Source organism: Amycolatopsis sp. NPDC051045 (assembly GCF_040682955.1).
GTDB lineage: Bacteria > Actinomycetota > Actinomycetes > Mycobacteriales > Pseudonocardiaceae > Amycolatopsis.
In genome coordinates this window covers 446,615-472,937 of record NZ_JBFBCC010000002.1, presented here as the reverse complement: position 1 = coordinate 472,937, position 26,323 = coordinate 446,615, and the positions used below count along the sequence as shown (strand labels likewise).

Annotated in this window: 30 protein-coding genes; 15 read left to right on the top strand and 15 right to left on the bottom strand. The window is 71.8% G+C overall.

The annotated features are described in order from the left end of the window. The first annotated feature begins 18 nt into the window (after positions 1–18). Positions 19–483, top strand: coding sequence for a GNAT family N-acetyltransferase (locus tag AB0M80_RS06460; RefSeq protein WP_364559746.1), 465 nt, complete (start codon positions 19–21; stop codon positions 481–483). A gap of 7 nt (positions 484–490) precedes the next feature. On the opposite strand, the gene AB0M80_RS06455 is transcribed toward AB0M80_RS06460, so the two are convergent. Further along, the gene (locus AB0M80_RS06455) at positions 491–1,585 is read right to left on the bottom strand and encodes a hypothetical protein (protein ID WP_364559743.1); all 1,095 of its coding nucleotides are present in this window, start codon (positions 1,583–1,585) and stop codon (positions 491–493) included. 224 nt (positions 1,586–1,809) lie between these two features. Between AB0M80_RS06455 and AB0M80_RS06450 the strand changes: the two genes are divergently transcribed. After that, positions 1,810–2,706, top strand: a complete 897-nt coding sequence (locus tag AB0M80_RS06450) for a hypothetical protein (protein ID WP_364559741.1) — start codon at positions 1,810–1,812, stop codon at positions 2,704–2,706. A gap of 233 nt (positions 2,707–2,939) precedes the next feature. Then, positions 2,940–3,269: a hypothetical protein gene (locus tag AB0M80_RS06445; RefSeq protein WP_364559738.1), complete on the top strand. Its 330-nt coding sequence runs from the start codon at positions 2,940–2,942 to the stop codon at positions 3,267–3,269. Here the strand turns inward: AB0M80_RS06445 and AB0M80_RS06440 are convergent. Together AB0M80_RS06440 and AB0M80_RS06435 are read right to left on the bottom strand one after the other, a co-directional pair. Next, on the bottom strand, positions 3,258–4,094 hold the full coding sequence (locus tag AB0M80_RS06440; protein ID WP_364559736.1) for a DMT family transporter: 837 nt from the start codon (positions 4,092–4,094) through the stop codon (positions 3,258–3,260). The two genes, AB0M80_RS06445 and AB0M80_RS06440, sit on opposite strands and share 12 nt — an antisense overlap. After that, a complete protein-coding gene (locus tag AB0M80_RS06435; RefSeq protein ID WP_364559733.1) occupies positions 4,094–4,612 on the bottom strand; it encodes a MarR family transcriptional regulator in 519 nt (172 codons plus the stop codon). Before AB0M80_RS06435 ends, AB0M80_RS06440 begins: the two co-directional genes overlap by 1 nt. A gap of 75 nt (positions 4,613–4,687) precedes the next feature. Here AB0M80_RS06435 and AB0M80_RS06430 point away from each other — a divergent pair, with 75 nt between their 5' ends. From AB0M80_RS06430 to AB0M80_RS06420, 3 genes are all read left to right on the top strand, one after another. Next, positions 4,688–6,082 carry a DHA2 family efflux MFS transporter permease subunit gene (locus AB0M80_RS06430; RefSeq protein ID WP_364559730.1) on the top strand — a complete coding sequence of 465 codons (1,395 nt, stop codon included), beginning with the start codon at positions 4,688–4,690 and terminating at the stop codon, positions 6,080–6,082. Between the two features lie 122 nt (positions 6,083–6,204). Then, positions 6,205–7,662: an alpha/beta hydrolase gene (locus AB0M80_RS06425; protein WP_364559727.1), complete on the top strand. Its 1,458-nt coding sequence runs from the start codon at positions 6,205–6,207 to the stop codon at positions 7,660–7,662. A gap of 71 nt (positions 7,663–7,733) precedes the next feature. Next, entirely contained in the window at positions 7,734–8,591 is an 858-nt protein-coding gene (locus AB0M80_RS06420) for an SGNH/GDSL hydrolase family protein (RefSeq protein WP_364559724.1), read from the top strand. 1 nt (position 8,592) lies between these two features. Here AB0M80_RS06420 and AB0M80_RS06415 read toward each other — a convergent pair whose 3' ends face one another. Next, complete coding sequence (locus AB0M80_RS06415; RefSeq protein ID WP_364559721.1) at positions 8,593–8,775, bottom strand: hypothetical protein; 183 nt, start codon at positions 8,773–8,775, stop codon at positions 8,593–8,595. Between the two features lie 159 nt (positions 8,776–8,934). On the opposite strand from AB0M80_RS06415, the gene AB0M80_RS06410 reads away from it, so the two are divergent. Continuing rightward, positions 8,935–9,375, top strand: a complete 441-nt coding sequence (locus AB0M80_RS06410; protein ID WP_364559718.1) for a GNAT family N-acetyltransferase — start codon at positions 8,935–8,937, stop codon at positions 9,373–9,375. Positions 9,376–9,377: 2 nt separating this feature from the next. Here AB0M80_RS06410 and AB0M80_RS06405 read toward each other — a convergent pair whose 3' ends face one another. Then, complete coding sequence (locus AB0M80_RS06405; protein WP_364559716.1) at positions 9,378–10,064, bottom strand: hypothetical protein; 687 nt, start codon at positions 10,062–10,064, stop codon at positions 9,378–9,380. A gap of 403 nt (positions 10,065–10,467) precedes the next feature. Here AB0M80_RS06405 and AB0M80_RS06400 point away from each other — a divergent pair, with 403 nt between their 5' ends. Continuing rightward, positions 10,468–11,631 carry a lytic murein transglycosylase gene (locus AB0M80_RS06400; protein ID WP_364559713.1) on the top strand — a complete coding sequence of 388 codons (1,164 nt, stop codon included), beginning with the start codon at positions 10,468–10,470 and terminating at the stop codon, positions 11,629–11,631. Further along, on the top strand, positions 11,628–11,888 hold the full coding sequence (locus AB0M80_RS06395; RefSeq protein ID WP_364559710.1) for a hypothetical protein: 261 nt from the start codon (positions 11,628–11,630) through the stop codon (positions 11,886–11,888). The genes AB0M80_RS06400 and AB0M80_RS06395 overlap by 4 nt, the downstream gene beginning before the upstream one ends. Here the strand turns inward: AB0M80_RS06395 and AB0M80_RS06390 are convergent. Continuing rightward, positions 11,885–12,655: a TetR/AcrR family transcriptional regulator gene (locus tag AB0M80_RS06390; RefSeq protein WP_364559708.1), complete on the bottom strand. Its 771-nt coding sequence runs from the start codon at positions 12,653–12,655 to the stop codon at positions 11,885–11,887. The two genes, AB0M80_RS06395 and AB0M80_RS06390, sit on opposite strands and share 4 nt — an antisense overlap. 60 nt (positions 12,656–12,715) lie before the next feature. On the opposite strand from AB0M80_RS06390, the gene AB0M80_RS06385 reads away from it, so the two are divergent. Then, the gene (locus tag AB0M80_RS06385) at positions 12,716–13,129 is read left to right on the top strand and encodes a DUF1992 domain-containing protein (protein WP_364559705.1); all 414 of its coding nucleotides are present in this window, start codon (positions 12,716–12,718) and stop codon (positions 13,127–13,129) included. Here AB0M80_RS06385 and yidC read toward each other — a convergent pair. Both yidC and AB0M80_RS06375 read right to left on the bottom strand, forming a co-directional pair. Further along, on the bottom strand, positions 13,112–13,765 hold the full coding sequence (gene yidC, locus AB0M80_RS06380; protein WP_364559703.1) for a membrane protein insertase YidC: 654 nt from the start codon (positions 13,763–13,765) through the stop codon (positions 13,112–13,114). The two genes, AB0M80_RS06385 and yidC, sit on opposite strands and share 18 nt — an antisense overlap. Positions 13,766–13,819: 54 nt before the next feature. After that, on the bottom strand, positions 13,820–14,092 hold the full coding sequence (locus AB0M80_RS06375) for a DUF6412 domain-containing protein (protein ID WP_364559700.1): 273 nt from the start codon (positions 14,090–14,092) through the stop codon (positions 13,820–13,822). Positions 14,093–14,186: 94 nt separating this feature from the next. Here AB0M80_RS06375 and AB0M80_RS06370 point away from each other — a divergent pair, with 94 nt between their 5' ends. From AB0M80_RS06370 to AB0M80_RS06360, 3 genes are all read left to right on the top strand, one after another. Beyond that, a complete protein-coding gene (locus AB0M80_RS06370) occupies positions 14,187–15,308 on the top strand; it encodes a metallophosphoesterase (protein ID WP_364559697.1) in 1,122 nt (373 codons plus the stop codon). A gap of 112 nt (positions 15,309–15,420) precedes the next feature. Next, complete coding sequence (locus tag AB0M80_RS06365) at positions 15,421–16,215, top strand: alpha/beta hydrolase (RefSeq protein WP_364559695.1); 795 nt, start codon at positions 15,421–15,423, stop codon at positions 16,213–16,215. A gap of 90 nt (positions 16,216–16,305) precedes the next feature. Further along, positions 16,306–16,953 (top strand): HAD family hydrolase, encoded by a 648-nt coding sequence (locus AB0M80_RS06360; protein WP_364559693.1) that lies wholly within the window; start codon positions 16,306–16,308, stop codon positions 16,951–16,953. Here AB0M80_RS06360 and AB0M80_RS06355 read toward each other — a convergent pair. Continuing rightward, on the bottom strand, positions 16,943–17,410 hold the full coding sequence (locus AB0M80_RS06355) for an NUDIX domain-containing protein (protein ID WP_364559690.1): 468 nt from the start codon (positions 17,408–17,410) through the stop codon (positions 16,943–16,945). The genes AB0M80_RS06360 and AB0M80_RS06355 overlap by 11 nt on opposite strands. 113 nt (positions 17,411–17,523) lie before the next feature. On the opposite strand from AB0M80_RS06355, the gene AB0M80_RS06350 reads away from it, so the two are divergent. After that, on the top strand, positions 17,524–17,961 hold the full coding sequence (locus AB0M80_RS06350; RefSeq protein WP_364559688.1) for a DoxX family protein: 438 nt from the start codon (positions 17,524–17,526) through the stop codon (positions 17,959–17,961). 24 nt (positions 17,962–17,985) lie between these two features. On the opposite strand, the gene AB0M80_RS06345 is transcribed toward AB0M80_RS06350, so the two are convergent. The 5 genes from AB0M80_RS06345 to AB0M80_RS06325 all read right to left on the bottom strand — a co-directional run bounded on the left by AB0M80_RS06345 (position 17,986) and on the right by AB0M80_RS06325 (position 23,128). After that, positions 17,986–18,588: an ATP/GTP-binding protein gene (locus tag AB0M80_RS06345; RefSeq protein WP_004561734.1), complete on the bottom strand. Its 603-nt coding sequence runs from the start codon at positions 18,586–18,588 to the stop codon at positions 17,986–17,988. Continuing rightward, positions 18,569–18,940, bottom strand: a complete 372-nt coding sequence (locus tag AB0M80_RS06340; RefSeq protein WP_020640886.1) for a DUF742 domain-containing protein — start codon at positions 18,938–18,940, stop codon at positions 18,569–18,571. Before AB0M80_RS06340 ends, AB0M80_RS06345 begins: the two co-directional genes overlap by 20 nt. Then, positions 18,937–19,356 carry a roadblock/LC7 domain-containing protein gene (locus AB0M80_RS06335; protein ID WP_013229428.1) on the bottom strand — a complete coding sequence of 140 codons (420 nt, stop codon included), beginning with the start codon at positions 19,354–19,356 and terminating at the stop codon, positions 18,937–18,939. Before AB0M80_RS06335 ends, AB0M80_RS06340 begins: the two co-directional genes overlap by 4 nt. After that, positions 19,356–21,926, bottom strand: coding sequence for a nitrate- and nitrite sensing domain-containing protein (locus AB0M80_RS06330; RefSeq protein ID WP_364559685.1), 2,571 nt, complete (start codon positions 21,924–21,926; stop codon positions 19,356–19,358). The genes AB0M80_RS06335 and AB0M80_RS06330 overlap by 1 nt, the downstream gene beginning before the upstream one ends. A 545-nt stretch (positions 21,927–22,471) precedes the next feature. Beyond that, positions 22,472–23,128, bottom strand: coding sequence for a transcriptional regulator (locus tag AB0M80_RS06325; RefSeq protein ID WP_364559682.1), 657 nt, complete (start codon positions 23,126–23,128; stop codon positions 22,472–22,474). 204 nt (positions 23,129–23,332) lie between these two features. Here AB0M80_RS06325 and AB0M80_RS06320 point away from each other — a divergent pair, with 204 nt between their 5' ends. Beyond that, positions 23,333–25,198 carry an AMP-dependent synthetase/ligase gene (locus tag AB0M80_RS06320; RefSeq protein WP_364559680.1) on the top strand — a complete coding sequence of 622 codons (1,866 nt, stop codon included), beginning with the start codon at positions 23,333–23,335 and terminating at the stop codon, positions 25,196–25,198. Positions 25,199–25,247: 49 nt separating this feature from the next. On the opposite strand, the gene AB0M80_RS06315 is transcribed toward AB0M80_RS06320, so the two are convergent. Next, positions 25,248–26,147: an SDR family oxidoreductase gene (locus AB0M80_RS06315; protein WP_364559677.1), complete on the bottom strand. Its 900-nt coding sequence runs from the start codon at positions 26,145–26,147 to the stop codon at positions 25,248–25,250. Positions 26,148–26,323: the final 176 nt, after the last annotated feature.

Genomic DNA, 26,323 nt, shown 5'->3' with positions numbered 1-26,323 from the left:
AAAGGGGGCTGCGCCCTGATGATCGACTGCACGCTGACGATCACCCCGGTGACCTGGGACGATCCCGACGCCGTCCGCCTACGCGAGGCCCAGCGGACCGAGCTCGACGCCCGCTACGGCACCGATGACCACGAACCCGGCGCGGTCCCGACCGCCGAAACCGTCGCCGTGTTCCTCGTCGCGCGCGACGACGGCGGCACCGCCGTGGGGTGCGGCGGGCTGCGGCTGCTCGAACCCGGTTCGGGCGAGGTCAAACGCATGTACGTCGAGCCGGCGGCCCGCGGCACCGGCGTGGCGGCCGCCCTGCTGCGCGCGCTCGAAAACCACGCGCGGCACCTCGGCATCACCCGGCTGTTGCTGGAGACCGGCACCGGCCAGCCGGACGCGATCCGCTTCTACCAGCGCGAAGGCTACGAACCGATCGAGGCGTACGGGCCCTACCGCAGCGAACCCCTCTCGCGTTGCTTCGCCCGCAATCTTTGAACCGGCGTCACAAGAGCCGGTAACGACTGCCTCGACACGGCGCATCCTGCCGGTTCTTGTGCGCCCGGAGCTTGCCGGTCTTGTTGACCGTCACCTTCTTGCCGCAGTCCAGGCACGTCGCCTCGGACTTCGGCGCCTTCTTGATGTGCGGCGCGGGGCCACCACCCTTGAGGACCGGTGCCGCCGGCTTCTTCGCGAGTACCGCGGGTGAGCTGGTCCCGGCGAGCCACTGGTCCAGCGTGCCCGCTCGGACCGGTGCCGCGGGGAGGACCGGGTGCGGAGCCGGGCCGGCGAGGACCGGCGGGACGTGCACCGGCACCGGCCGGTGCACGGCATTCCGCGCGGCGGCGACCTCACCCTTCCAGCCGGCATCGATGTGCTCCGCGGCCGCGACGGCCTCCCGCTCCGAGGGGTGGCTGCGCTCCCACTCGACGGGTGTCAGCACAACGCTCACGATCACGTTGCGCGCACGCTCCAGGGCGGCCAGTGCCTCCGGTGAAGTCGCCTGGTCTCGCAACCCGTGGAGCTCGGTGAGCAAGGCGACCCTGGTGCGCCACAGCGCGTTGGGCACTTGCGCCTGCCATCGGGCCGGGTTCTGCGGAGGAGCGGTCCACTGCACGACGGCGTCGGGGTGCAGCTGTTCGGCCAGCCACCTGGAGCAGGGGTCGCACGGCGCCAGTTCGGTGTAGACCCGGACGACGCGCTTCGCCCCGGTTTCCCGGGGGTGGTAATCCAGCCGGGCACCGCCGGTCCGCGCCTGCCGGACGGCGGTGCGCTCGGCGTGGACGTCCGGGTCCTGGGTTCCGCTGCTCCACACCGGCGTCTCCGGTTTGGCCTCCTCCGACCCCTGCTCCGCCACGTAGGCGACGGCCAGGTTCTTCTCCGACAACGGTTCGGCACCGCCATGCCGCGCCCCTTCGGCCACGTCGTCGGCGGGCACGTTCTGCGAGCGGTAGCGCTGGATCGGGAGGGCGGCGGTGACCGCCCGGTTGCCCGCGGCGCGCTGCAACCGCAGCACGGCGGCAGGCATCGCGGCGATCGGCGTACACGGTGCAGGCACCGCCTCGGGTTCCAGCCGGCTCGGGCGCTTCCACTTTCGCATGCACTCAGCGTGACAGGCTCGTCGCACTCAGGTCGAGATGTGGGGCGGGCACATTCGACGGCACCCATCGCTGCCCCTTCGGGCAGCAGGTCACCGCTGCCATCGGATTTCCGATGCCGCCACCAAGCCGGTCTATTGGCGGCGGCACGCGCACCGGGCCTACCGTCGAAGGCACGGCGATCCCGGGGTTCTTTTCGCCGCTCCCTCACGAACCGGAGTTTCCTTTGCGCATCAAGCAGATCGGCGTCGCACTGGCCGCGGCCGCCGTGTTCGCCGTGCCGGCCACACCCGCGCAGGCGACGTCGAGGATCGTCCCGCTCGACCTCGCCGCCGGACAGCAGCCGGAGAACATCGCCCTGGAGCCCGACGGCTCGGCCGACCTCACCTTCGCCTACACCGGCGAAATCGGCCGGGTCACACCCGGCGGGCGGGTCACCGTCATCGCCCGGATCCCGGTGCCCGCCGACGGCGATGTCCCGGTGGTCCACCGGAAACTGTTCCTCGGCGGGATCGTCCGGGCCCCCGGCGGCGACCTGTACGTGGCCGTTTCGACCGGCACCACGGCGACCGGCCTCTACCGCGTGCGGCCCGGAACCGCCCCGGTGCAGGTGGCCGCCCTGCCGCCGTCCGGCTTCCAGAACGGCGTCGCGCGCGATCCGGTCGGCGGCGACCTCTTCGTCGCCGACTCGTTCGGCTCGGTCGTCCGCCGCGTCTCGCCGCGCACCGGGCAGGTCACCGACTGGGCCACCGGCGACCTGCTCGCCCCGGTGAGCGGGTTCGGCGCGAACGGCGTCAAGGTCCACGACGGCGCGGTGTGGGTGTCCAACCTGGACCGGGGCACCCTGGTCCGGTTCCCGCTCACCGGCGCACCCGGCCGGGTCGTCGCCGCGGGGCTCGGGCCGGTCGACGACTTCGCCTTCCACGGCGGGACCGTCGTCGCGGCCGTCAACCAGGAGAACCGGGTGATCACCCTCAGCCGGGGCGGTATCCGGACCATCATGTCCACTTCGGACGGGCTCGCCAATCCGACTTCGGTGGCCGTTCGCGGTGACACGCTGTACGTCGCCGACAGCGCGTACTTCGGCGGGTCACCCAACCTGCTGCGCACCCGGCTGGGATGAACGTGCATCCGCACGGCGATTGTGCACGCGCTTTTCGGTGATCTTCAGGAAATGGTTGCTGTCAACCAATTCCAGCGGTAAGTTGGCGAACCCCGGTGCTCATCCATCGGTCACCGGGGTTCGCGCTGCTCGGCGGAAGCGGGGAGGCCACCGCCCAGAGAGCGCTTTCCGGCGGTAGGGGTCACCGCCGGGTGCAGGAGGGAAGCAGTGCCTTGGTGTTCCGTGGAACGGTCATGGCCGACCGGGTGACCGAGCCGTACCTGGTCGGCCTGGAAGCCATCGCGGGTGAGCTGTTGCGCGGCAAGTGGTGCGTCTACCTGCACGAATGGCTCGGCGACGACCTCGACCTCCCCGGCTGGCAGGTCGAGGTGGCCACCCACGCCGAGCGGGCCGGCGTCGAGGTGTGCTTCGTCGAGATCCCGCGCAAGGACATGACGCTGGTGGCGAACGTGCGCGCGCTGCCCAGCTTCGAGCAGGTCACCGAGTCCGTGGCGGCGCTCGAGCACTACCGGGACCTGACCGCGGACGACCCGGCGGCCGTCGCGCGCTGGTCAGCCCAGTGACACGAGCGCGATCGCCGCGCCCGCGCCGAGCAGCCCGGCGATCTGCGCCCGGCTCAGCCGTTCGCGCAGGAAGACCAGCGCCAGCAGCACCGGCACCGCGGGGTAGAGCGCGGCGAGCACGGTCGCGACGGCGAGCAGTTGCTGCTGGGCCGCAAGCAGGTAGAACACGATCGCCGCACTGCCGCACGCGCCGGCGAACGCTGCGGGCGCGAAGAGCCGAAGCGGCAGCCGCCACGGCACGCGGGTCGCCGTGACCAGGCCGGCGATGGCCACCACCGACACCGCGCGGCTGAGCACCACCGGCCAGAACCCCGCCTCGGCCGGGATCCTCGAGAGCGCGACGAACTGCACGGCGAAGCCGAGCCCGGCGACGAAGGCGTCCGGGATCCCCGCCGCCGTCCGGCCGGCGCGCTCGCCACGTGACCGGGAGACCAGCCACAGCGCCGGAACCGCGCAACAGACCCCGGCGAGCGCGGCGAACGAAAGCCGCTGGCCCAGCAGGAGCAGGCCGAAGAGGACCGGCAGGACCACGGCGGCGACGTCGCTCGCGGGCACGACGAGGCTCATCGCCCCCTTGCCCATCGCGCGGTAGAGGAAGGCGACGCCGACCCCGGTGCCCACGCCGGAGAGCGCGCCCCAGCCGAGCGCTGCCGCGGTGGGCGTGCCCGGACCGGCGAACGCGGCGAAGGGAACGGTCACCACCGTGCCTGCCACCTGCGCATACAGCGACACGGTCATCCCCGGCGCGCGGCGCGACACCAACCCGCTGACGAAGTGCGTGACCCCGAAGCACAAGGCCGAGACGAGCGCGAGGACGTTTCCCATCACGGCCTCCCGAGTTCGCGCTGCGCCTCGCCGACCGGGCAGATCCGGTCCTGCGCAACGCAGCCGGGACGGTCGCAGAGCCGGCACATCAGGTCACCCGAGCGGACTTCGGCGTGCAGCCCCCGCAGGAGCTGCTCCAGCAGGGGCTCCAGAGCGTCCCGGCCCGGCACCGCACGCAAGGCGCTGACCAGTACCTCCTGCCGGGCTTCGAGCGCGCGGTTCGCGGCGGTCCGGCCCGCACGGGTGAGCACGACCCCGACCGCGCGGCCGGTCTTCGCCTGCCGCCGCACGAGCCCACGGGCCTCCAGCTGGTCGAGCATCCGGGCGCAAGCGGGCTGGCTGAGCCCGATCCGCTGCCCCAGCTCGGTACCGCCGAGCCCGGGGAACTCGGCGAGGACGACCAGCGCGGCCGTCCCGCTCAGGCTGACCCCGGCGGCGGCCGCGGCGGCGCCCGTCATCCGGTCGGACAGGTTCAGCACCGCCGCGCCGAGCAGGTTCGCCAGCCGCATTTCATGCATTACTCATGCATAACACAGCCGCCGGTCGCGAACAAGATTGACTTCAACCTTGCTCGAGCTTTTACCGTCGGCGGCATGACTGATCTCCGCACTGCACCGCCCCCGATTCCGCGCACCGTCTGGATCGCCTCCGGCGTGATGGCGCTCGGCGGCTTCCTCGGCAACATGGACGCTTCGATCGTCGCCATCGGGCTCGAGTCGATGCGGGACAGCCTCGGTGCCGCCCTCGTCGAAATCCAGTGGGTCGCGACGGCGTACCTGCTGGGCCTGTCGGCCGCGCTGCCGCTCACGCCGTGGCTCGGGCGCAAGTACGGCGCCGGACGGCTGTGGCTCGCCGCATTGGCCGCCTTCCTGCTCACGTCGGTGGCGTGCGCGCTCGCCCCGGACGCCGGCACGCTGATCGGCGTCCGGGCCGTGCAGGGCATGGCCGCCGGGGTCATGGTCGCCGCCGGGCAGACCGTGATCGGGCTGGCCGTCGGCCCGGAACGGCTGGGCCGCACCATGGGCACGCTGGCGCTCGTGGTCGGGCTCGCGCCGGTCGTCGGGCCGAGCGTCGGCGGGTTCCTGCTCGCGCACTTTTCGTGGCCGGTGCTGTTCTGGCTGAACGTCCCGATCGGACTGCTCGCGTTCGGCCTGGCGCTGCGGTACGTGCCGCGCGGCGACCGGCAGCAGCCGCCGCCGATGGACTGGCGCGGCCTGGCGATGGTGTCGCTCGGCCTGCCCCTGCTGGTGTACGCGCTCACCGAACTCGGCACGCCAGGCCCGATCGACATCGTGCTCGCGACCGCCGGCGCCGCCGCCATGGGGCTGTTCACGTGGTGGTCGCTGCGCGCGCCGCACCCGGTGCTGCAACTGCGGCTGGCCGCGCGGCCGGTGATGGGCTCCGCGCTCGCGTCCGTGCTGCTCGGTGGGGCCGGGATGTTCGGGGCCGTCCTGCTGCTGCCGCTGTGGTTCCAGGGCCGGCTCGGCGCCGGGCCCGCCGAAGCCGGGGTCCTGCTCGCACCGATGGGGCTGGCCACGACGGTGTTCGTGTTCGTGGCCGGGCGGTTGACCGACCGCTACGGCGGCGGCACCGTCTCGCTCACCGGGTCACTGGTGGTGCTGGCGAGCACGGTGCCGCTGCCGTGGCTCGGCCCGGACTCACCGATGTGGCTGATCCAGGCCCTGCTCCTGGTCCGCGGCGCCGGACTCGGGCTCTCGATCATGCCCGCGTCGACGGCGGCGTACGCGTCGGTCGACGCCGCCGAACTCGGCCACGCCACCGCGCTGGTGAACATCGTGATGCGCGTGGGCGGCGCACTCGGCGGCGCGTTGTGCGTGATCGTGTTGTCCCAGGGCTTGACCGTCGATCCGGCGACCGGGTTCGGCTGGGCTTTCGGCGTGCTGACGGCCCTGTGCACCCTGGGCGCGGTGGCCACGGCCTGGCTCCGGCGGGCCGAACGTGCGTCCACAGTGGACAGCAAGGCGTGATTCACCTGGGAAGGTGGCGCGATCACCGGATCGGTGATTTATTGGAACCGGTCATGCACTGTCGGTGAGGGGAAGGGCTGGCAATGTCGGGGGTAACCAAGCGGCTTCTGACGGCCGCGGCCGTGACAGCGGTAGCGGGAAGCCTGCTGGCGGCGGCACCGGCTTCGGCCGCGGAATCCGTCGACTGGCAGCCCTGCGCCGACGCGCCCGGCGTCGACTGCGGCACGGTGACCGTGCCGATCGACTGGGCCCACCCGGACCGGGGCACCACGACCATCGCGCTCGCCCGGCGCAAGGCCACCCATCCCCAGGCCCGGATCGGCTCGATCCTGATGGACCCGGGCGGCCCCGGCGGGGCGGGCGCCGGTGAGGTCAAAGCCGGCTGGACGCTCTCGGCCGGGATCACCGAACGCTTCGACACCGTGGGGTTCGACCCGCGCGGCGTCGGCGACAGCACCCGGATCAATTGCGGGCTCGACGAGCTGATCGCCGACCACCCGCAGGTGCCGCGCAACCAGGCCGAGTTCGAACAGCTCGCGCAGTACAACCGGAAGCTCGGCGAGAGCTGCAACCGGATCACCGGCCCGCTGGCGCAGTTCGGCGACACGAAGAGCGTCGCGCGGGACATGGACGCCATCCGCGCCGCGCTCGGCGAGGCGAAGCTGACCTACTACGGCGTTTCCTACGGCACGTTGATGGGCCAGCAGTACGCGGAGCAGTTCCCGGACAAGGTCCGCGCGCTGGTGCTGGACAGCAACATGGACCACTCGCAGGTCACCGCGTGGGAATTCCTCCACAGTGAAACGCAGTCGGTGCAGGCGGAGTTCGGCGAGTTCGCCGCCTGGTGCGACCGGACCCCGAGCTGCGCACTGCACGGCCGGAACGTCTCCGAACTGACGCGCGACCTCCAGGACAAGGCCGCGCGCGGCGCGCTGAAGGACCCGCAGAGCGGCGACGCGATCACGCCCCTGAACCTCGCGTCGATCTTCCACGGCAACTTCTACGGTCCCAGCTGGGACCGGCTCGCGACCGTACTCGCATCCCTCGCGGACGGCACCGCGCCGGCCGCGTCGGTGCGGCTGCGCGAAGACATCCCGATCAGCTACGTCTTCCAGAGCGTGTTCTGCGACGACTGGCGCATGCCCGTGCACACCTTCGCCGAACTCGAGACCTACCGCCGGGCAGCCGCGGCTTTCGCGCCGGACGTCAAGGTCAACGCACTGGGCTGGACGGCGGTCACCGGCTGCATCGGCTGGCCGAACCGGACGAGCAACCCGCAGCACCCGTTGCGGGTGCACGGCGCGCCGCCGCTGCTGATGCTGAGCAGCCGCCACGACCCCGCGACGCCGTACGCGTGGTCGCAGGCCGCGGCCCGGCAGAGCGGCAGCACGCTGCTCACCTACGACGGCTGGGGCCACGGCGCGTACTTCAAGAACAGCCAGTGCGTGACCAAGGCGACCGACGACTACCTGATCACCGGCAAGCTCCCGGCCGGGGGCACGCACTGCGCCGCGGTCGAGCCGGGCACGGCGCAGGCCCGGGTCGCCGGACCGAAACCGCCGTCGACGATCGGCTTCTGACGCTCCCGTTGCGTGGCAGAATCAGTTCTGCCACGCAACGGTGCGGGGAAGGAGCGGGGAAGGAGCCGGTCATGGGGTTCAGGAGCAGGACTTTCCGCCGGATCCCCGCCGCAGCGGCGGTCGTCCTCGCGTTGACGTCGCTGACGACGGCGCCCGCCGAAGCGGCCGGCCAGCACGGCCGGTACCTCGCCCTCGGTGATTCCGTGGCGTTCGGTTACCGGCCCGGCGCCGTCACGCCGCGCTCCGACTACCTGAACGCGGCCAATTTCCGCGGCTACGCCGAGAAGTACGCCTCCCTGCGCGGGCTCCGGCTCGCGAACGCGTCCTGTCCCGGCGAGACGACGGCCAGCATGCTCACGGCCGGCGCACAGAGCAACGGCTGCGAGAATTCACTCGGCTCTCCGGTCGGCTATCGGACGTCGTTCCCACTGCACGTCCGCTACTCCGGCACTCAGCTCGACTACGCCGTGGCGTACCTGCGTGCCCATCCGGATACCCGGCTCGTATCGCTGACCGTCGGCGCCAATGACCTGTTCCTCTGTCAGAACACCACTCCGGACCACTGCACCAGTTCGTTCCCGGCCGCCCTTCAGCAGCTGGAGCGGAACCTCGCCGGTGTGCTCGGCGCCTTGCGTGCGCAGTACCGGGGTCCGCTGGTCCTCGTTTCCTACTACTCGCTCGACTATCGGGATCCCGTGCAGGTTTCGCAGGTGAAGGCGCTTGATTCCGTGTTGGGTCGAGTTGCGCGGCGCTACCACGGCGCGATCGCCGACGGCTTCACCGCGTTCCGGTGGGCCTCACTGCGGTCCGGTGGTGATCCGTGCGCCGCCGGGCTGTTGATCGCGCTGCCCGGCGGGGGTTGTGACGTCCATCCGACCGCGGCCGGGCACCGGGTACTGGCCACGGCGCTCGCCGTGGCTGCGCACTGAGCTATCGCGACCTGCGCCGCCAAAGCCCGGTCACGACGGCCAGTGCGCGGGCGCCCGGCGACGGGACCTGCACCGCGACCTCCTGACCGGTCCGGCGGCGCATCCGGTACGCGAGTTCGAGCACTTCGAGGTCTTCGGGGCGGCGCCGGCCACGGACGTCCGGCCGCAGCATCAGCTCCCCCACCGTGACGGGTCTGCCACTGGCACGGTGCGCCGTGCGCGCCATCAGGAACCTCCGCTGCTTTTCGCCAACCGGGCCCCGATTCTATGAATTCGTTTCGGGTTCGTCACCTTACTCACGAGTTGTGTCCGGTGCTTGTCCCCCGCGCGTTAGCCTCGGTCCATGATCACCATCGGCGGCCTCACCGAAGAAGACCGCGTGGCCTGGGAGAACCTGTTCGCCGGCTACAACACGTTCTACGGCAGGACCCTAGCGCCGGACTTGGTGGACCGGGCTTGGCGCGAGTTCGCGAGCGGCGAGCGGATGCACGCCCTCGGTGCGCGCGTCGACGGTGAACTCGTCGGCATCGTCCACTTCTTCACGCACGTCAGCACCACTTCCGCCGACGTCTGCTACCTGCAGGACCTCTTCACCGACAGCAAAGCCCGCGGGCGCGGGGTCGGCCGGGCCCTCATCGAGGCCGTGGCCGCCTGGGCGCGGGCGCATGGGTGCGTTCGCGTCTACTGGCACACCCAGACGTCGAACACGACCGCCCGGCGGCTCTACGAACAGGTCGCGCTCGACAAGGGGTTCATGCAGTACCAGATCCCGCTCGACGGCTGACGTCAGCGGCGGTGACGGCCGCCGCCGCACCCGTGGTGGCCGCCGTCGGGAAAGCCCGCGGGGCGGCGGCCGGTCCACATCGACGGCCAGTCCGGGGTCCCGGGGCGGCCGCGCGACCAGAGCGGGACGTCCGGGATCTCGTGCCGCACCGGAGCCACCTGCTGCGGTTTCCCCTTCAGCGGCGCCTTGACCGGCGCCTTCACCTTGTCGACGATCTTCACCGCCCGCGCGAGCGTTCCGCGACGACCGGCCGCCCGACGTCCGGAATCCGGTTCCGGCTCGACGACCGCCGGAGGAATCCCGCCCGATTCCGCGGGCGGCGTCACGGATTTCGGAGCCGGTTCCGCTGCTTTCGCCGGTTTCGCCGGGGGCACGACGACGTCCGCCGGCAGCGGGATCAACGCCACCGCCGGGGGTTCCAGGCCGGCCGGCGGCCAGGCCGCGCCCGCGCGCTGCTCGCCCGGCATCGACACCGCCGCGCTCACCCCGCCCGTCAGCGCCAGCGCCCCGGCGACCACGGACACCATCCGCAACCGCGTCAGCGAACTCCAGACCTGCGGTTTCTCCCGGTGGCGCGCCCGCGGGAGCACGAGGGTGTCCTCGTCGCGGTAGCGGTCGCGCGGTGCGTCGGACCGGACCAGCAACTCGGCGACGGTGACCTGCGCTCGGCGCGGCGCCCTACGTGCCATCAAACCCTCCACCTGGGCCGTCCGGACGGGCGGCAACGCGTCCGGACGGCCGATCATAGGAACGGTTCAAGGCCGTGTAAAGGCTCGCTCACCCAGGGTTTCCGGCGAGCCGGCCGCAGCGCCCCGGGGGCTGGGCGGGGCACTGGCCCCGGCCACCGCACCGGGCCCGGTGTCCTGCCGGACGAAACTCTCCGCAGCACCCCGTCAAGTCCTGGTGAATCTGACAGATTTCCTACGAAAGTTTTGTGCTATCCGGACGAACTTTTCCGCCACGGCCGGATTTCGCTGTGCCATTCGCCAAAGTTCGGTTCCATCGGATAGCTTGCTCCTACCGGTCAGTACCGGTGGGTGAGGCCGATCGGGTGAGGCGATCAGCGTCGGATCGAGGGAAGCGGGGACGACCATGCCCAAACACCGGCCACGTCGCAGGAACGCGCGTTCGGTCCGCCGGACCGCGGCCGCGCTCGCGGGTGGGGCGCTCGTCGTGCTGCCCACGCTGACCACGGGCCTGCCCGCGCCGGTCGTGCTCGCCAACACCGGCGATGCCCGATCCGACCAGGCCTCCGCCGGTCCGCTGCAGCAGCCGAACATCGTCATGCCGCCGATCGCGGTCGACGGCAGCCTGCCCCAGCCGCCGCTGCCGGAGCCGCTGGTCGTGCCGGGCGGACGCGCCGGCTCCGCGGGCATCTCCGGGCCGCTCGGCATCCCGGCGAGCATGCTCAGGGCGTACAAGAACGCCGCCGAGATCCTCGCCAAGGAACAGCCGAACTGCCACCTCGACTGGGCGCTGATCGCCAGCATCGGCCGGATCGAGTCGAACCACGCGCGCGGCGGGTACGTCAACGCGGCCGGCGACACGCTCGAGCCGATCCTCGGCCCGGTGCTCAACGGCGCCGGCGCGTTCGCCGCGATCCCGGACACCGACGGCGGCAAGTACGACGGCAACACCCAGTGGGACCGAGCGGTCGGCCCGACGCAGTTCATCCCGTCGACGTGGCGCGGCTACGCCTCCGACGGCAACGGCGACGGCGTGTCGAACCCGAACAACATCTACGACGAGGCACTGGCCACCGCGCGCTACCTGTGCTCGGGCGGCCTCGACCTGTCGACGGACGCGGGTCAGCGCATCGCCGTGCGCCGCTACAACAACTCTCAGTCCTATGTGGACACCGTGCTGGCGTGGGCCTCGGCCTACCGCGGCGGGGTGGCCCAGCTGCCCGACAGCGAGGTGCCGATCGGCGCGCCCGACGCCCCGGACGCCGCCGCGGCCGGTGCCCCGGTCGGCGTCCCGGCCCCGCCCGCCCCGCCGGCACCGTCGGCGCCGCCGGTGGTCGCCCAGCCGCCGGGCTCGCTGCCGGTGACCTCGACGCCACCCACCACGCCGCCCTCGCCCACGCCGCCGTCGACGAAGCCGACCCCGACCACGGACCCGAGCACGCCGCCGTCGACGCCCACCACGCCGCCGACGACCAGCACCACCCCGCCCCCGTCGTCGACGGCGGCCGCGACCCCGGCCGACTCGACCGACGCCCCCACCGAAACCACCTCGACCAGCGCGGCCGGATGAGCCCGTCGGAGCCGTTCCTGGTGCACATCCGCTGCGACACCGACGGCTACACCCATGCCGTCACCGAGGACGAATTCGCGACGGGACGGCACGACGGGCGGTTCCGGGCGGTGTGCGGGCACGTGGTGCTGGCGGCGCCGATGATCGAGGAGCCCGGCCGGTTCGACCCGGCGTGCCGCGAAGTCCTGCGCGGGGACGCAACGCCCTCGGTGCCCCGGCAGGAGCGGCGCCGGTCGCGGTGGCGGAGCAGGCGCTAGTCCACCAGGGCTTGGATGCCGTCGAGCATCCGGTCGAGGCCGAACTCGTACGCCGTGTCGCCCTGCGCCTTGGCGCTCCGGTCGAACCCGCCGCCGAGCCAGATCCGGTTCATCGCCGGGTGCGCGTCGACGACGAAGTAGTTCTCCCAGAACGAAGACCGCTGGTGCCACCACGCCTCGGTCGACTGGCCGGTGCTGCGCTCCAGCCGGGTGTTCTCCGCGTCGAGCGCGGCGTTCGCGTCGACGTACGTCCCGATGCCGTTGGCCGCCGCGACCGCCTGCCGCGGTGGCAGCCCGAGCGCGTCCATGATCGACAGCAGGTACTCCTGGCCCGCCAGCTGGCCGGGTCCCAGCGGCGGCCGGACGCGCGAAACCTCGCACAGCCACGGGTGATCGCGGTAGGCCTGCCGGGTCCGCTCGGCGTAGAGCGCCACCTGCTCGCGCCAGTCCCCGCGGCGCGGCTCGCCCGGCCCGGGCAGCCGCCGTTCGACGAGCACGTCGTCGACCATCAGGTCCACCAGCTCGGCCTTGCCGGGCACGTACGTGTAAAGCGTCATCGTGCCGGCCCCGAGCTCCTTGGCGACGCGGTGCATCGACGCCGCGGCGAGCCCGTCGGCGTCCGCGACCCCGATCGCCGCGGCGACGATCCGCTCGATCGTCAGCGTCGGGCGGCGGCCCCTGGTCGGTTCGGCGGCGCCACCGCGGGCGCGCCAGAGCAGCGCGAGCGTCCGGTCGACGTCCCCGGCGCCACTGCGTTCGGCGGTCATGCGGTCCCCTCGCTCCTCGCTCGGAGATTACCCTGGGAAGTGGACGAAGGGGGTGAGGAGATGACCCGGCGCAAGCCGCCCAAGGTGTCCTTCCGCTGGTGGGTCGACCGGCAGATCGAGCAGGCCCGGGAACGCGGCGAGTTCGACGGCCTGCCCGGCACCGGCAAGCCGCTGCCGAAACCCACCGGCCACGACGCGGCGACCGACTGGGTGCTTCGCGAAGTCAGGAGAGGCGGGCACGACACGAAGGCGTTGCTGCCGCCGTCGCTCGCGCTCAAGCGCGAAGTCCAGGACCTGCCGGGGCAGCTCGCCGCCGAGCGGACCGAACGGCGGGTGCGGGAGATCGTCGAGGACCTCAACGAGCGGATCCGCCAGGCCTACCTCAACCACCTCTCCGGCCCGCCGCTCACGGTGGCGCCGGTGGACGTCGAAGAGGCGGTCGAAGGCTGGCGGCGCTCACGAGCCGCGTCGTAGCAACGCCCGCTCCGCCGCGCTCCACGCGGTGGTGGTGAGCAGGTAGATCCCGGCGGCCTGCGGCACGACGAGCATCGCGAGCACGGTGCCGAAAGGCAACAGCCGCAGCAGCTTCCCGCCTGCTACCTCGGCGGTGGCGGGCTGCTGGCGCACCGAAAACCACGCGACGACGGCGAGCCCGGCCGCGATGACGAACACGAGCGGGCTGCCGGCCAGGCCGTGCGCGCCCAGCGGCGTCCCGAGCAGGGTCGCGCCGAGCAGCGAGTTGGGTTCGCCGCCGATCGTGGCCGTGGTGAACAGCCGGTACATGACCGTGAAGAACGGCAGCTGCAACAGCATCGGCAGGCAGCCGACGAACAGCGAGGTCCCGGACTCCTGCTGCAGCTTCGTCATTTCCGCGGCCAGCCGCTCGCGGTCGCGGCCGTGCTTCTCCTGCAGCGCGCGGATCTCCGGCAGCAGAGCGGCCCGGGCTCGCTCGCTGCGGGCCGCCGACCGGGCGAGCGGGTGCAGCAGCAGCCGCACAAAGAGGGTGAAGACGACGATGGCCGGCGCCGTCGAGAGCGGGCCGGTGAGGGCGTGGATCAGGTGGTACGCGCCTTCGACGGGCACGTCGAGGAAACCGAACACGGGCAGCACTCCGCACGAGTGGAAGGGATGGGGGTGAGCGGAATGGCTGCGTCGAAGAGGTTCCTACGCAGCCGTGCTGCGGGAACCGGGTGCTCGTGGGCGGCTCCGGCCCGGTCGGCCCGGGTCGCGGAGCCGGATCGACTCGGCGCGCCGGGCCCGGCGGCGCAGGGCCGTGGCGCGGCTGCGCACCGGCGCCGACCACAGCGCGAGCTCGGCGCGGTGCGTGCTGCTGACCAGCAGGACGACCAAGAGGCTCGCGGCGGCGAGGGAGGCGAAGGCGACCAGCGCGGCCGGGCTGGCCAGCACGGGGAACGCCAGCTCGAGCAGCGTGTTCACGGCGGCCGTCCCCCTTCCTCCGAGATCTCAGGGTAGCGGAATCGGGACCCGCGGTGCTCCGAGGTAACAGCCCGATGGGCTGTAACCTGGTTCGATGAGAGGCCAACTACTCGTCGTGCCGCTCCTGGCGCTGCTCCTGCTGTTCGCCGTCCCGTGGTGGACGCTGGTGCTCGCGCCGGACTGGGGCACCGCGGGCACGATCGCCGGCACCGCGCTGTTCACGCTCGGCCTGGTGGCCATGCCGGTCGCCATGGTCCGCGGCCACGGGCGGCGCCAGCGCGACGGCGCCGCCCGCCTCGGCGACTCGCTGCTCGCCGTGATCTGGGTGCTGTTCAGCTGGTCGGTGCTGAGCCTGGTGCTGCGGGTCGCGCTGCTCGGCGTCGACGACCCGGCGCGGTCACGGATCGTCGCGGGTGCGACCGCGCTGATCGCTGCCGGGCTGCTGGTGCACGGCCACCGCGTGGCCATGCGCGTACCGCCGGTCAAGGCGGTCGACGTGCTCATCCCGCGGCTCGGGCCGGGGCTCGACGGCCTGCGCGTCGCCGTGCTGACCGACACCCACTTCGGGCCGATCGACCGGACGAGGTGGTCGGAGCGGGTCGTCGCGGCGGTCAACGCGCTCGAGGCGGACGTCGTCTGCCACGCCGGCGACCTCGCCGACGGCGCGGTGGCCAAGCGCCGCAAGCAGGTCGACCCGCTCGGCGGCGTCCAGGCCGGGCTCGGGCGGTTCTACATCACCGGCAACCACGAGTACTTCGGCGAGGCCCAGGCCTGGCTCGACCACATGGCGGGCCTCGGCTGGGACACCCTGCACAACCGCTCGACGCTCCTCGAGCGCGGCGGCGACCGGATCCTGTTCGCCGGCATCGACGACCCGACCGGCGCCGCGTCCGGCCTGCCCGGCCACGGCCCCGACTTGGAGCTCGCGCTGGCCGGCGCCCCCGCCGACGTCCCGGTGGTGCTGCTGGCGCACCAGCCGAAGCAGGTGAAGCAGGCCCGCGAGGCCGGCGTCGACCTGCAGATTTCCGGGCACACGCACGGCGGGCAGATCTGGCCGTTCCACCTCCTGGTGCGGTTCGACCAGCCGACGGTGTCCGGCCTGACCCGGCACGGGAAGACCCAGCTGTACAACAGCCGGGGCACGGGGTTCTGGGGCCCGCCGTTCCGGATCTTCGCGCCCAGCGAGATCACGCTCCTCACCCTGCGGTCGGCCTGACCCGAACGCCCAAGGTGGCCTTGGGTGCGTCAGACGCATCGAAGGCCACCTTGGCACCACCGACAATTTTTTTTGTCTTGACAGACCGATGTGTCGGGTTCAGGCTGTCCCCATGACGACTACCACCTCCGCCGACGGCACGAAGATCGCCTACACCCGCGCCGGGTCCGGTCCCGCGCTCGTCCTCGTCGACGGCGCGATGTGCTACCGCGGCTCGTCCCCCAACGACGCGCTGGCGAAGGAGCTGGCCCCGCACTTCACCGTGTACACCTACGACCGCCGTGGCCGGGGCGAAAGCGCCGACACCGGGCCGTACGCGGTCGGGCGTGAGGTCGAGGACCTCGCCGCGCTCGTCAAGGAGGCGGGCGGCGAAGCGTTCCTGTTCGGCATTTCCTCCGGTGCCGCGCTGGCGCTCGAAGCGGTGAACCAGGGCCTGCCCGTGCCGAAGCTGGCGGTGTACGAGCCGCCGTTCGTCGTCGACGACACCCGCCCCCGCGTCCCGGCCGATTACGCGGCCCGGCTCGACGAGGCGTTGGAAGAAGGAAAGCGCGGCAAGGCCGTCAAGATGTTCATGACCGAAGGCGTCGGCCTGAGCGGCGCTACGGTGGCGATGATGCGGATCATGCCGTTCTGGGCGAAGCTCAAGAGGGTCGCCCACACGATCCCGTACGACACGGCGATGGTGATCGAGCACCAGTCGGGCCGGCCCCTGCCGGCGGCCTGGCCGGAGGTCAAGGTCCCGGCGCTGACGATCGACGGAGGCCGCAGCCCGGACTGGATGCGCAACGGCGTGGCGTCGCTGGCGAAGGTGCTGCCGTCGGCGGAGTACCGGACGCTGCCGGACCAGACGCACATCGTGAAGGCACCGGCGCTGGCTCCGGTGCTGACGGAGTTCTTCCTCGCCTGAGCGACGCTTTCCGCCGCGCTGGCCATGGGGCCTTCCGGTCTCGTCACAACTCCCTTGCCTGAACGATCACCGACCGGGCAAGGTGCAGGCGTGCCCACCCGCGCCCTGGTCTTCGACTTCGACGGCACGCTCGCCGACACCGAGTCCGCCGTTCTGCAGTCGTGGCAGGAGGTGTTCCGCGAACACGGTGCCGAGCTGCCCTTGGCCGCCTGGTACGCCGTCATCGGCACCCAGCACACCACGCCCGCGATGTTCGCTCTGCTCGCCGAGCACGCACCGGACATCGACCCGGAGGCACTGCGGCCGGTCACCAAGGCCCGCGTGTACGAGCTCCTCGAGAGCCTGGGCCCGCGCGAAGGCGTCCGCGAGTACCTCGACGCCGCCCGCGATCGCCACCTCAAGCTGGCCGTCGCCTCCAGCTCGTCCGGGGGCTGGGTGCTCCCGCACCTCGAGCGGCTCGGCATCGCCGGCTACTTCGACGCCGTCCTCACCGGGGACCGGCACCGGGCCAAGCCCGATCCCGACCTCTACCTCGCCGCCCTGGACGCACTGGGGGCCGACGCCGGCGAGACCATCGCCTTCGAGGACACCCCGCACGGCGTCACCTCCGCCAAGGCCGCCGGGCTGACCTGCGTCGCCGTGCCGAACGCGATCACCGAGAGCCTCGACTTCGGGCAGGCGGACATCGTGCTGCCGTCGTTCACCGCCAAGCCGCTGGAAGCCCTGCTCAGCCGCTGACCAGCGCCAGCAGCCGGTCCAGGAACGGCAGCTGGCCCTTCACCAGCTTCTCCCGGGCGACCGCCACCGGGAACCACTCGACCCGGTCCACCTCCGGGAACTCCTGCTGCTTGCCCGATCGCGGCGGCCACTCCAGCGTGAAGGTGCCGGGCACCACCGCGGTCGGGTCGAGGTCGGCCTCGACGGCCCACGCCGTGACGACCTTGCCGCCCGACTGCTTCACCTCGCCCAGCGGGACGTACTCACCGGCCGGCGCGGGCAGGCCCAGTTCCTCCTCGAACTCGCGCCGCGCCGCGTGCTCCGGTGGCTCGTCCGGGTCCAGCTCGCCCTTGGGCAGCGACCACGCCGCCGCGTCCTTCTTCGCCCAGAACGGCCCGCCCATGTGCCCGAGCAGCACTTCGACGTCCCCGCCCCGCCCGCGGTGGAGCAGGAGCCCGGCACTGCGTTTGCCCGCCATCGGTTCAGTCTGCCGAAAGACTTCCAAGATTTTCCGCGAGGGTGTCGAATCCGGCGGGGGCCCGATCGACGCAGGGGCAGAAGCAAGCGAAACCCCAGGGAAGGAACCCCGAGATGACCACCACGATCGCCCCCAAGACCCAGACCGCCACCACCAAGACCACGCCGGTCACCGGCCTGGTCGTCGGCGCCTCACGGATCGCGATCTCGTTCCTGTTCGGCTTCCACGGCCTGCAGGGATTCGGCTTCTTCGGCGGGATCGACGGCCAGGGCGGCGGCGTGCCGTTCGGCTCGTTCCCCGGCTGGTGGGGCAGCGTCCTCGAGCTCGCCGGCGCCGTGCTGCTGCTGATCGGGCTCGCCAGCCGGCCCGCCGCGATCCTGCTGTCGGGCGTGATGGCCTACGCCTACTTCACCGTGCACGCCCCGATGGGCCTGCTGCCGCTGCAGAACATGGGCGAGCCCGCCGCGGTCTACTCGTGGATCTTCCTGCTGTTCGCGGCGGTCGGCCCGGGCCGCTTCGCCGTCGACGCGCTGATCAAGCGCCGTCGCTGAAAGAAGAGACCGAGCGCGGTCCGATCAGTAGCCACCCTGGGCGGCTGCGAGGTCGGACCGCGCCATCACGTGTTCCATCAGGCTGGTCAGCACCTGCTTCGTCGACTCGCGCTCGCGGGCGTCGCACAACAGCAGCGGGACGTCCATGCCGACGTCGAGCGCCTGCCGGACCTCCTCGGTGCCGTAGCGGTACGCGCCGTCGAAGCAGTTCACGCCGACGACGAACGGCAGGTTGCGGCGCTCGAAGAAGTCCACCGCGGCGAAGCAGCTGTCGAGCCGCCGCGTGTCGGCCAGCACGACGGCGCCGAGCGCGCCCTCCGCCAGCTCGTCCCACATGAACCAGAACCGGTCCTGCCCCGGCGTGCCGAAGAGGTACAGGATCAGGTCGGGGTTGATCGTGATGCGGCCGAAGTCGAGCGCGACCGTCGTGGTGGTCTTCTGCTCGACGCCGGACAGGTCGTCGACTCCCTCGGACGCGGTCGTGATGACCTCTTCGGTCCGCAGCGGCGGCACTTCGCTCACCGAGCCGACCATCGTGGTCTTGCCGACCCCGAACCCGCCGGCGATGAGTACCTTGACCGCGGTCGCGGTCAGGTTCCGCCGGGGGTCAGAGTTTCCGGATGCCATCAAGGACCGCCTGCAATACGTGTCGGTTGGGGGATTCCTGGGCCGGTGCCGCGGTACGGAACAGCACCAGGTTCTGCTCGATGAGGTCGCTCAGCATCACCTTCACCACGGGCAGCGGGAGATCGACCCGCGCGGCCACCTCGGCCACCGAGACCGGCCGCTGGCACAAGGCGATGATGCGCGCGTACTCCGGTTCGAGCATGCCTGCTTCGTGTGCGGTGCGCAGCGCAACGACGAGCGTGATGAGGTCGAGCCCGAGCGTGTCCGACCGGGTGCGGCCGCCCGTGACCGCGTAGGACCGGACCAGCGGGCCGGCCTCGTCGTCGAACCAGGCTTCGTGCCGTGCGCTCATGGCGAAGTGGGCAGGACGCCGGCGCCGGTCCGCGGGGCCGAGGTGAGCACTTGGCCGACCCGCTTCACCATCAGGTTCATCTCGTACGCGACCAGCCCCATGTCCGCGTCTTCGCGGGCCAGCAGGGCGAGGCAGGCGCCTCGCCCGGCCGCCGTCACGAACAGGAACGCGTGATCCATCTCGACCATCGTCTGGCGGACATTGCCGCCGCCGAAGTGCCGCCCGGTGCCGCGGGCCAGGCTCTGGAACGCCGAAGCCACCGCGGACAGGTGTTCGGCGTCCTCCTCGGAAAGGTTGCCCGACCTGCCGATGAGCAGGCCGTCCGAGGACAGCACCACCGCCCGGTCCGCCCCGGCGACCCGCTTGACGAGGTCGTCCAGCAGCCAGTCGAGCTCGTGGGCGCCTGAGTTGACCATTACTCGCGCTCTCCGTACCTGTCGTCGTTCTCGGAAAACTCTTCGTCACGGGCCCGGCGGGTGCCCTGCTGGAAGGCGGACAGCCTGCTGCGGGCGACCTCCGGCGATTCCAGCTGGACCTCTTCCCGTTCCTGTGCGGGCTTATCTTCCCGCAACTGGGGAACGAGGCTCTGCTGACGTCGCCGTTGCGGCAGCGGCGGGCGTCCGGGTGCCTCCGGGCGGCGGGGCTGCTGCGGACGGCCTTCGGGCGTCGTCGCGGCCCGCGGCTCCTGCGGCGGCCACACCGGCTGCTGCGCGGCCGGGCGCGCCGGGCGCGAGGTCCGGGCGGGCGGTGCGGGCGGCCGGACCGGGGCCACCGGCTGGGCCTGGGTCGGCTGGCTCACCGGCTCCGACACGGACCCGACGGGGACCGGCGTCGGCACGGACGGCGGCTGCGCCGGGGCCGGCGGCGGGACGGCCACCGGGGGCGGCGGTGTCACAACGGCGGGAGCCGTCGCGGGCGCCGGCGGGGCGGGCGGCTCGGTGCGGTGCCGGGCCGGGCGGCGCTGCGGCCGCTTGAGCGGCGCGACCTCGTCGTTGCCCGCTTCCGGCTCGGCCAGGTTCGGGACGAGCTCCGGCTTCGGCGGGGTGATCGGCTGCTCCGGCTCGGTTTCGGCGAGCGGGGCGAGCAGGTCGGTGCGCACCAGCACGATGGCCCGGGTGCCGCCGTAGGCCGACTCCCGCAGGTGCACCTGGATGCCGTGCCGCGCGGCCAGCCGCGCGACCACGAACAGGCCGAGGCGCGGCTCGTCCGACAGCGCCATGATCCCGAAGTCCGGCGGGCCGGCCAGCATCGTGTTGATCTCTTCGGTCTGGTCCGGCTCGAGCCCGAGGCCCTGGTCCTCGACCTCGATCACGACGCCCTTGCCGACCACGTTGCCGCGGATCTCGACCCGCGACTGCGGCGGCGAGAACGCCGTCGCGTTGTCGATCAGCTCGGCGAGCAGGTGCACGAGGTCGCCGACGACCGGGCCGCGGACGGCGATTTGCGGCAGCACGGCCGTCTTGACCCTGGCGAAGTCCTCGGTCTCGGCCGACGCGCCGCGGACCAGCTCGGCCAGCCCGACCGGGTTGCGCCACTGGCGGCCCGGCTGCCCGCCGCCGAGGATGATCAGGTTCTCCGCGTTCCGGCGGGCGCGGGTGGAGAGGTGGTCGAGCTGGAACAGCGTGTCCAGCTGCTCCGGGTCCTCCTGCTTGCGCTCGGCCTGGTCGAGCACCTTGAGCTGGCGGTGCACGATGACCTGGCTGCGGTGGGCGATGTTGAGGAACACCGTCTTGGTGCCCTCCTTGATCTTCGCCTCTTCGATGGCGGCCGCGATGGCCGTCTGCTGCGCCTTGTTGAACGCGTCGGCGACCTGGCCGATCTCGTCGGTGCCGTGGTCGAGGAAGTGACCGCCCTCTTCGAGGTCGACGGGCTCACCCGCCTGGACGCGCGCGACCAGCTCGGGCAGCCGGACCTCGGCCGCGTCGAGGGTGTCCTCGCGCAGCCGGTGCAGGCGGCCGATGAGCCGGTTCGACAGCCGGACGGCGACGAACACCACGAAGACCGCGAACAGGACGGCGATCACACCGGCGATCAGCGACTCGGTGAACGTCGAGTCGGCGTCGTTGATCGCGGCCTGGCTCGCGTTCGAGCTCTGCAGGATGAAGATGCCCATCAGCGCGGAACCGACCTGGCGGGCGGCGGTGCGCCACTGGTCCTGCGGTACCGGCAGCTTCGACAGGTCGCCGCGCAGGAACGCGGTCTCGACCTGGGTCACCACCTGCCACGGCTGGCTGGCGAGCAACTCGTCGTACTTGGCCTTGACCTCGGGGATCAGCTTCGGCGCCGACGCGTCGAGCTGGGCGTGGTAGGCGCCGACCTGGCCCACGTAGGCGCGGAAGTCGTCGTTGGTCAGCCCGCCCGCGGCCAGCCCGGCGGCGGCGAGCGCGTCACTGCGCTGCATCGCGTCGGCCGCGGTGAACAGCGGGATGGCGGTCAGCCGGTCGAACGCGTTCTGGGCGCCGCGCGCGTTCTGCGCGAGCCCGGCCACGCCGTCGGTGAACTGGTCGATCATCTTGTTGTAGTAGGCGAAGGCCTGGTTGATCTGCATCTGGCCGCCGTCGATCGCCTGACGGTTCGGGGCCAGCTGCTGGTACAGACCGAAGAACGTGGTGATGTTCTTCAGAACGCTCGGCGGGGTGTCGTCGTAGTCCGCGAAGTTGTCCCTGAGGTACTGGATCGTCTTCGCGGCGTTCTCGTCGGTCTTCGGCCGGACGGCCGCGAGCGCGGCGCGCTGGCTGCTCTGGCCCGCGAGCAAGCTCAGGGTCGCCTGGCGCTCCTGCTGCAGCGAGGCGAGGAACGGGATCGACGGTGCCTCCGAGCCGCGGATGCGGTTCGTGTAGTCCCGCCCCGTGACGGCGTCGTAGATGAGGTAGCCCGCGAGAGCCACGCCGACGAGCAACAGCGCGACACTGGGGACGAGCGCGATCGTGAGGACGCGCTTCCGAATCGAGGATCCCCGGTTGCGTCGAAGAGAAATCTGCTTCACCTGGGTCCGTTTTCCTTCCGGCAGTACATGGTTTCGGGTCGCCCGAGGTGGTCTGCACCCGGATTCCGACCAGCCGGATCAACATCACCGTGGTCTGCTTCGCCCGCGACGACGTTAGGCAGCGCTCCAGGGCGCGTCAAGTCCGTGGCGATAACGTGATCTTGGAACGGTGACCCGTCCACACTCGCTGCCTGCGCTTGGAAAGTCCACCACCGAAAGTCGTGACGTTCGTCCCAGCACGACTTCCGTTCCACCACAGCAAGTGCAGGCTGGAACCGGTGACGGTCCGGCCGCACCCCCGGGCCGGCCCCGCTACGTACGACAGCACCGAACAGTTCGGTGAGAAACATCACGGACGTGCCCCCGCGTCTCCGCGCACCCCCTTCATCCGGGCCGGATGGCGTTCCGAAAGCGGAATACGCGGGATTCGCCGACGTGGCCACGGAATCACCGGAGAGCGCGCCGGAATTCCCGCCAATCCGCAACCGCGCTCGTCCGAGCAGGCCGGGGGCGCCGGTACCGGTTCCGGCGACGGGCGGGTTCCGTCAGCCCGGGAACTCGTCGGCCAGGGTGTTCCAGAACAGCAGCTCGTAGCTCTGGAACAGCCGCGCGCAGCGGTGCGCCTCGCGCTCGTCCAGCCGGCGCGCGTCGAGGCCGGCCTGGACCGCGGCCAGCGCTTGTTCTTCAATTTCCGGGACGTCCGCAGCGAAGAAGTCGAAGAACGCGCACTGCACGTCGGTGAACCCGTAGTGCTCGCGCATGCCGGCGGCAACCTCCCGGCAGTACCGGCCGAAGGCGGCGAAGTTCGCGAAGATCCCCGCCGCGGTCGCCGCCTGCTCGCCGTTCAGCGCGAGCCAGGCGACGTAGGCCGGGTAGGCCTGGCAGCCCGCGCGCGGGCGTTCCTTCCCGTGGTCCGGACCAGTCGCCGCGAGCAACGCGTCCAGCATCCCGTTCGCCTGCTGCTCGCCTGGCGCGAGCCCGCCGAAGAAGGTGCGCGCGTTCGGCTCGTCGGCCCGGGCCGCCAGCGTGTGGAAGCTCCGCCAGTCGCTCAGCGTGATCAGCTTTTCTTCCGCGGCGAGCGCGGCGAACACTGCGCGCGGTGCCCGGCCCGCGGCGATCAGCGGCACGAGCCGGTTGTCGCCGTCCCGTGGCGCGAGTCCGGCTTGGATCTCTTCCAGCAGCTTGCGTGCCGACCGGGTCATCGGTTCCCCCTGTGGTCCACCGGACGTGACCCCTCCATTCAAGCGCGGTTCGCGCGACCGCGCCCGGGTACACAGTGGACAGTGGTGGGGACCTGACCGCGTCCGGCCGCGGAACGGGGACGGCTGACCTGGCCGCGATTCTCTATCCACCCGCGCCGGGAGCCCCTACAGTGTGGCCAACCGGACCTTTCGAGGAGGCCAGCGTTGACCACCCCGTCCGTCGCCGAGCAAACCGAAGGCCAGACGATCCCGCGGCTGCTGCACCGCAACGCGGTCGAATACCCGGACCGGCCGGCGATCACCTCGCTCGACATCGAAGGACAGCCGACGCTGACCTGGCTGGAGTTCCGTACCGCGATCGCCGAGGTCTCCCGCGGGCTGGCCGCGCTCGGGCTCACCCCGCGCGACCGCATGCTGATCATGGCGCCCGGCTGCCCGGACCACATCGTCGCCGACCTCGCCGCGACGCACCTGTCCGCGATCCCCTGCACCGCGTACGCCACCCTCAGCCCGGACCAGATCCGGTACGTCGCGCGGCACAGCGCGGCGCCGGTCGTGGTGCTCGGCGGGGAGAACGAGCTGGCGCGCTGGCGGCCGGTGCTCGACGACCTCCCGGCGCTGCGGCACATCGTCGTGCTGGACGAGACCGCGATCCCCGCCGGTGACGACCGCTTCCTCTCCTTCGCCGACCTGCGCGCCCGGGGCCGGGAAGCGCTTGCGGCTGATCCCGGGGAGTTCGAACGGTCCTGGCAGGAGATCAAGCCGGACGACCCGCTGTCCATGATCTACACCTCCGGCACCACGGGCGACCCGAAGGGCGTCGTGCTGTCGCACCGCAACGCGATCCACCAGGCGTACGCGGTCACCGAGCTGCACCACCCGCCGATGCACGCGACGAACATCGCCTACCTGCCGCTGGCGCACATCGCCGAGCGGGAGCTGTCGATCTACCTGCCGATCGTCTGGGCGGGACACGTGCACACCCTCGCCGACCCTTCCGGTGTCGTCGGCGCGCTCGGCAAGGTGCACCCGCAGAGCTTCTTCGGCGTCCCGCGTGTGTGGGAGAAGATGGTGGCCGGGCTCAAGAACATGCTCGGCGGCGTGCCGGAGGACCGGCGCACCGCGCTGCTGGCGGCCAACGAGCTGCTGCAGCAGGGGTACAAGCTGCGCAGCGCCGGAAAGCCGGTGCCCGAGGAGCTGGCCGAGAGGATCCGGCAGACCGACGAAGCCGCGCTCGCCCCGATCCGCGCGCTGCTCGGGCTCGACCAGGTGCTCGTCGCCTCCAGCGGCGCGGCTGCCCTCCCGGTGGAGATCATCTACTTCCTGGCCGGGCTCGGCATCGAGATCTGCGAGGTCTGGGGCCTGTCGGAGACGACCGGCGCGGCGACGTCCAACTCCGGCTCGGACTTCCGCGCGGGCACCGTCGGCAAGCCGCTCGACGGCGTCGAGGTGAAGGTCGCCGAGGACGGTGAGCTGCTGGTCCGCGGCCCGATCGTGTTCCTCGGCTACCTGCAGGAGGACGGCACCATCGCCGACGCCACCGACGCCGACGGCTGGTACGCCACCGGCGACATCGGCACGATCGACGAAGACGGCTTCGTGACGATCACCGACCGCAAGAAGGAACTGATCATCACCTCGAGCGGCAAGAACATCGCGCCGACCCGGATCGAGGGCCTGCTCAAGGAGCACCCGCTGATCGGCCAGGCCGTCGCGATCGGCGACGACCGGCCGTACGTGACGGCGCTGATCGTGCTCGACGACGAGATCGCGCCCGGCTGGGCCGCGGCGAACGGCGTCGAGGCCGCCCCCGATGACCCCGAAGCCCTCGCCGGTCACCCGGCGGTGCGGGCCGAGCTGGAGCGCGCGGTCGAGTCGGCCAACAGCAGGCTCGCGCGGATCGAGCAGATCAAGCGCTACCACGTGCTGCCGAAGGCGTGGACGCCCGAATCCGGCGAGCTGACCCCGACGCTCAAGCTCAAGCGCCGGATCATCAACGACCGGTATTCGGCCGACATCGAGGCGCTGTACGCCGCGGTCCGCGACCCGGAGCCCGCGGCCGGCGCTTGACCCCTGCGCCGAGGGGGCACTTTCCCGTGGAAGTGCCCCCTTGCGGCAGTCAGGCGGTCCGGGGTGAGGTCGTTTCCGTCCACTTGCGCAGCCGCGGCGGGACGCGCTTCTCCAGGCCGTAGTTCTCCAGGTGGGCCGAAAAGACCTCGTCGAACGCCTTCTGCACGGTCTCGGTGTCCCACACCGGGCGCTCGAGGATCGGCTGCTTGAGGAACGGCTGGCCCATGACGTGCAGCTGCGGGCCGTTGCACCGGATCATCTGGCCGGTGATGCCGTCCGAGCCGTCGCCGAGCAGGAACAGCACGACCGGCGCGATCCGCGACGGCGTGCGGTCCGGCGGGCAGGCGCGCAGGGAGCGTTCGGACTTCCACACCATCCGCGTGTGCGCGAGCGGGCAGACCGCGTTGACGCGGATCCCGACGTCCTCGAGGTCGAGGGCCCAGGAGTAGGTCAGGGACGCGACCGCGCCCTTGCTCGCCGCGTACACGCCGAGCTTGCGCTGCCCGAGCGAGGCGCCGGAGGAGATGTTGACGATGGAGCCGCCGGTGCCCGCGTCGACCATCGCCTTGATCGCGGCCAGCCCGGTGTTCACCACGCCCAGAACGTTGACCGCGACGAGCTCACGCGCCTGCTCGGCGTCGTCCTCCCAGGGCAGCGCCTCGTAGTTCAGCCCGGCGTTGTTGACCAGCCCGTCGATCCCGCCGAACTCCTTGACGCACAGGTCGACGATCTCCTGCGCCTCGCCCGCCTCGGCCACGCTGTGCCCGCTGGCGACGGCGCGGCCGCCGTGCGCCCGGATGTTTTCCGCCGTCCGCTCCGCCAGCTCGACGTCGACGTCGTTGACCACCACCGCGCCGCCCGCTCGCGCGATGTGCACCGCGAACGCCTCGCCCAGGCCCCGGCCGGCGCCGGTGACCACGACCGCCTTGCCCTGCATCAACCCGTCCATCGTCTTCTCCCCGCTCTGCGGCGCCGGCGGCGCGCGCTCCGTCCACCCCGGCCGGCTCTGGGTCCAGTCTTGGCCCATTCGGTCCAATCCGGCATCGGCGCGACGACGAGCGGCCGCCGCCCTGCGCCGAGCGAGTCCGGATTGATCAGCGCGGACTATCCGCGCGCCGGTCACGA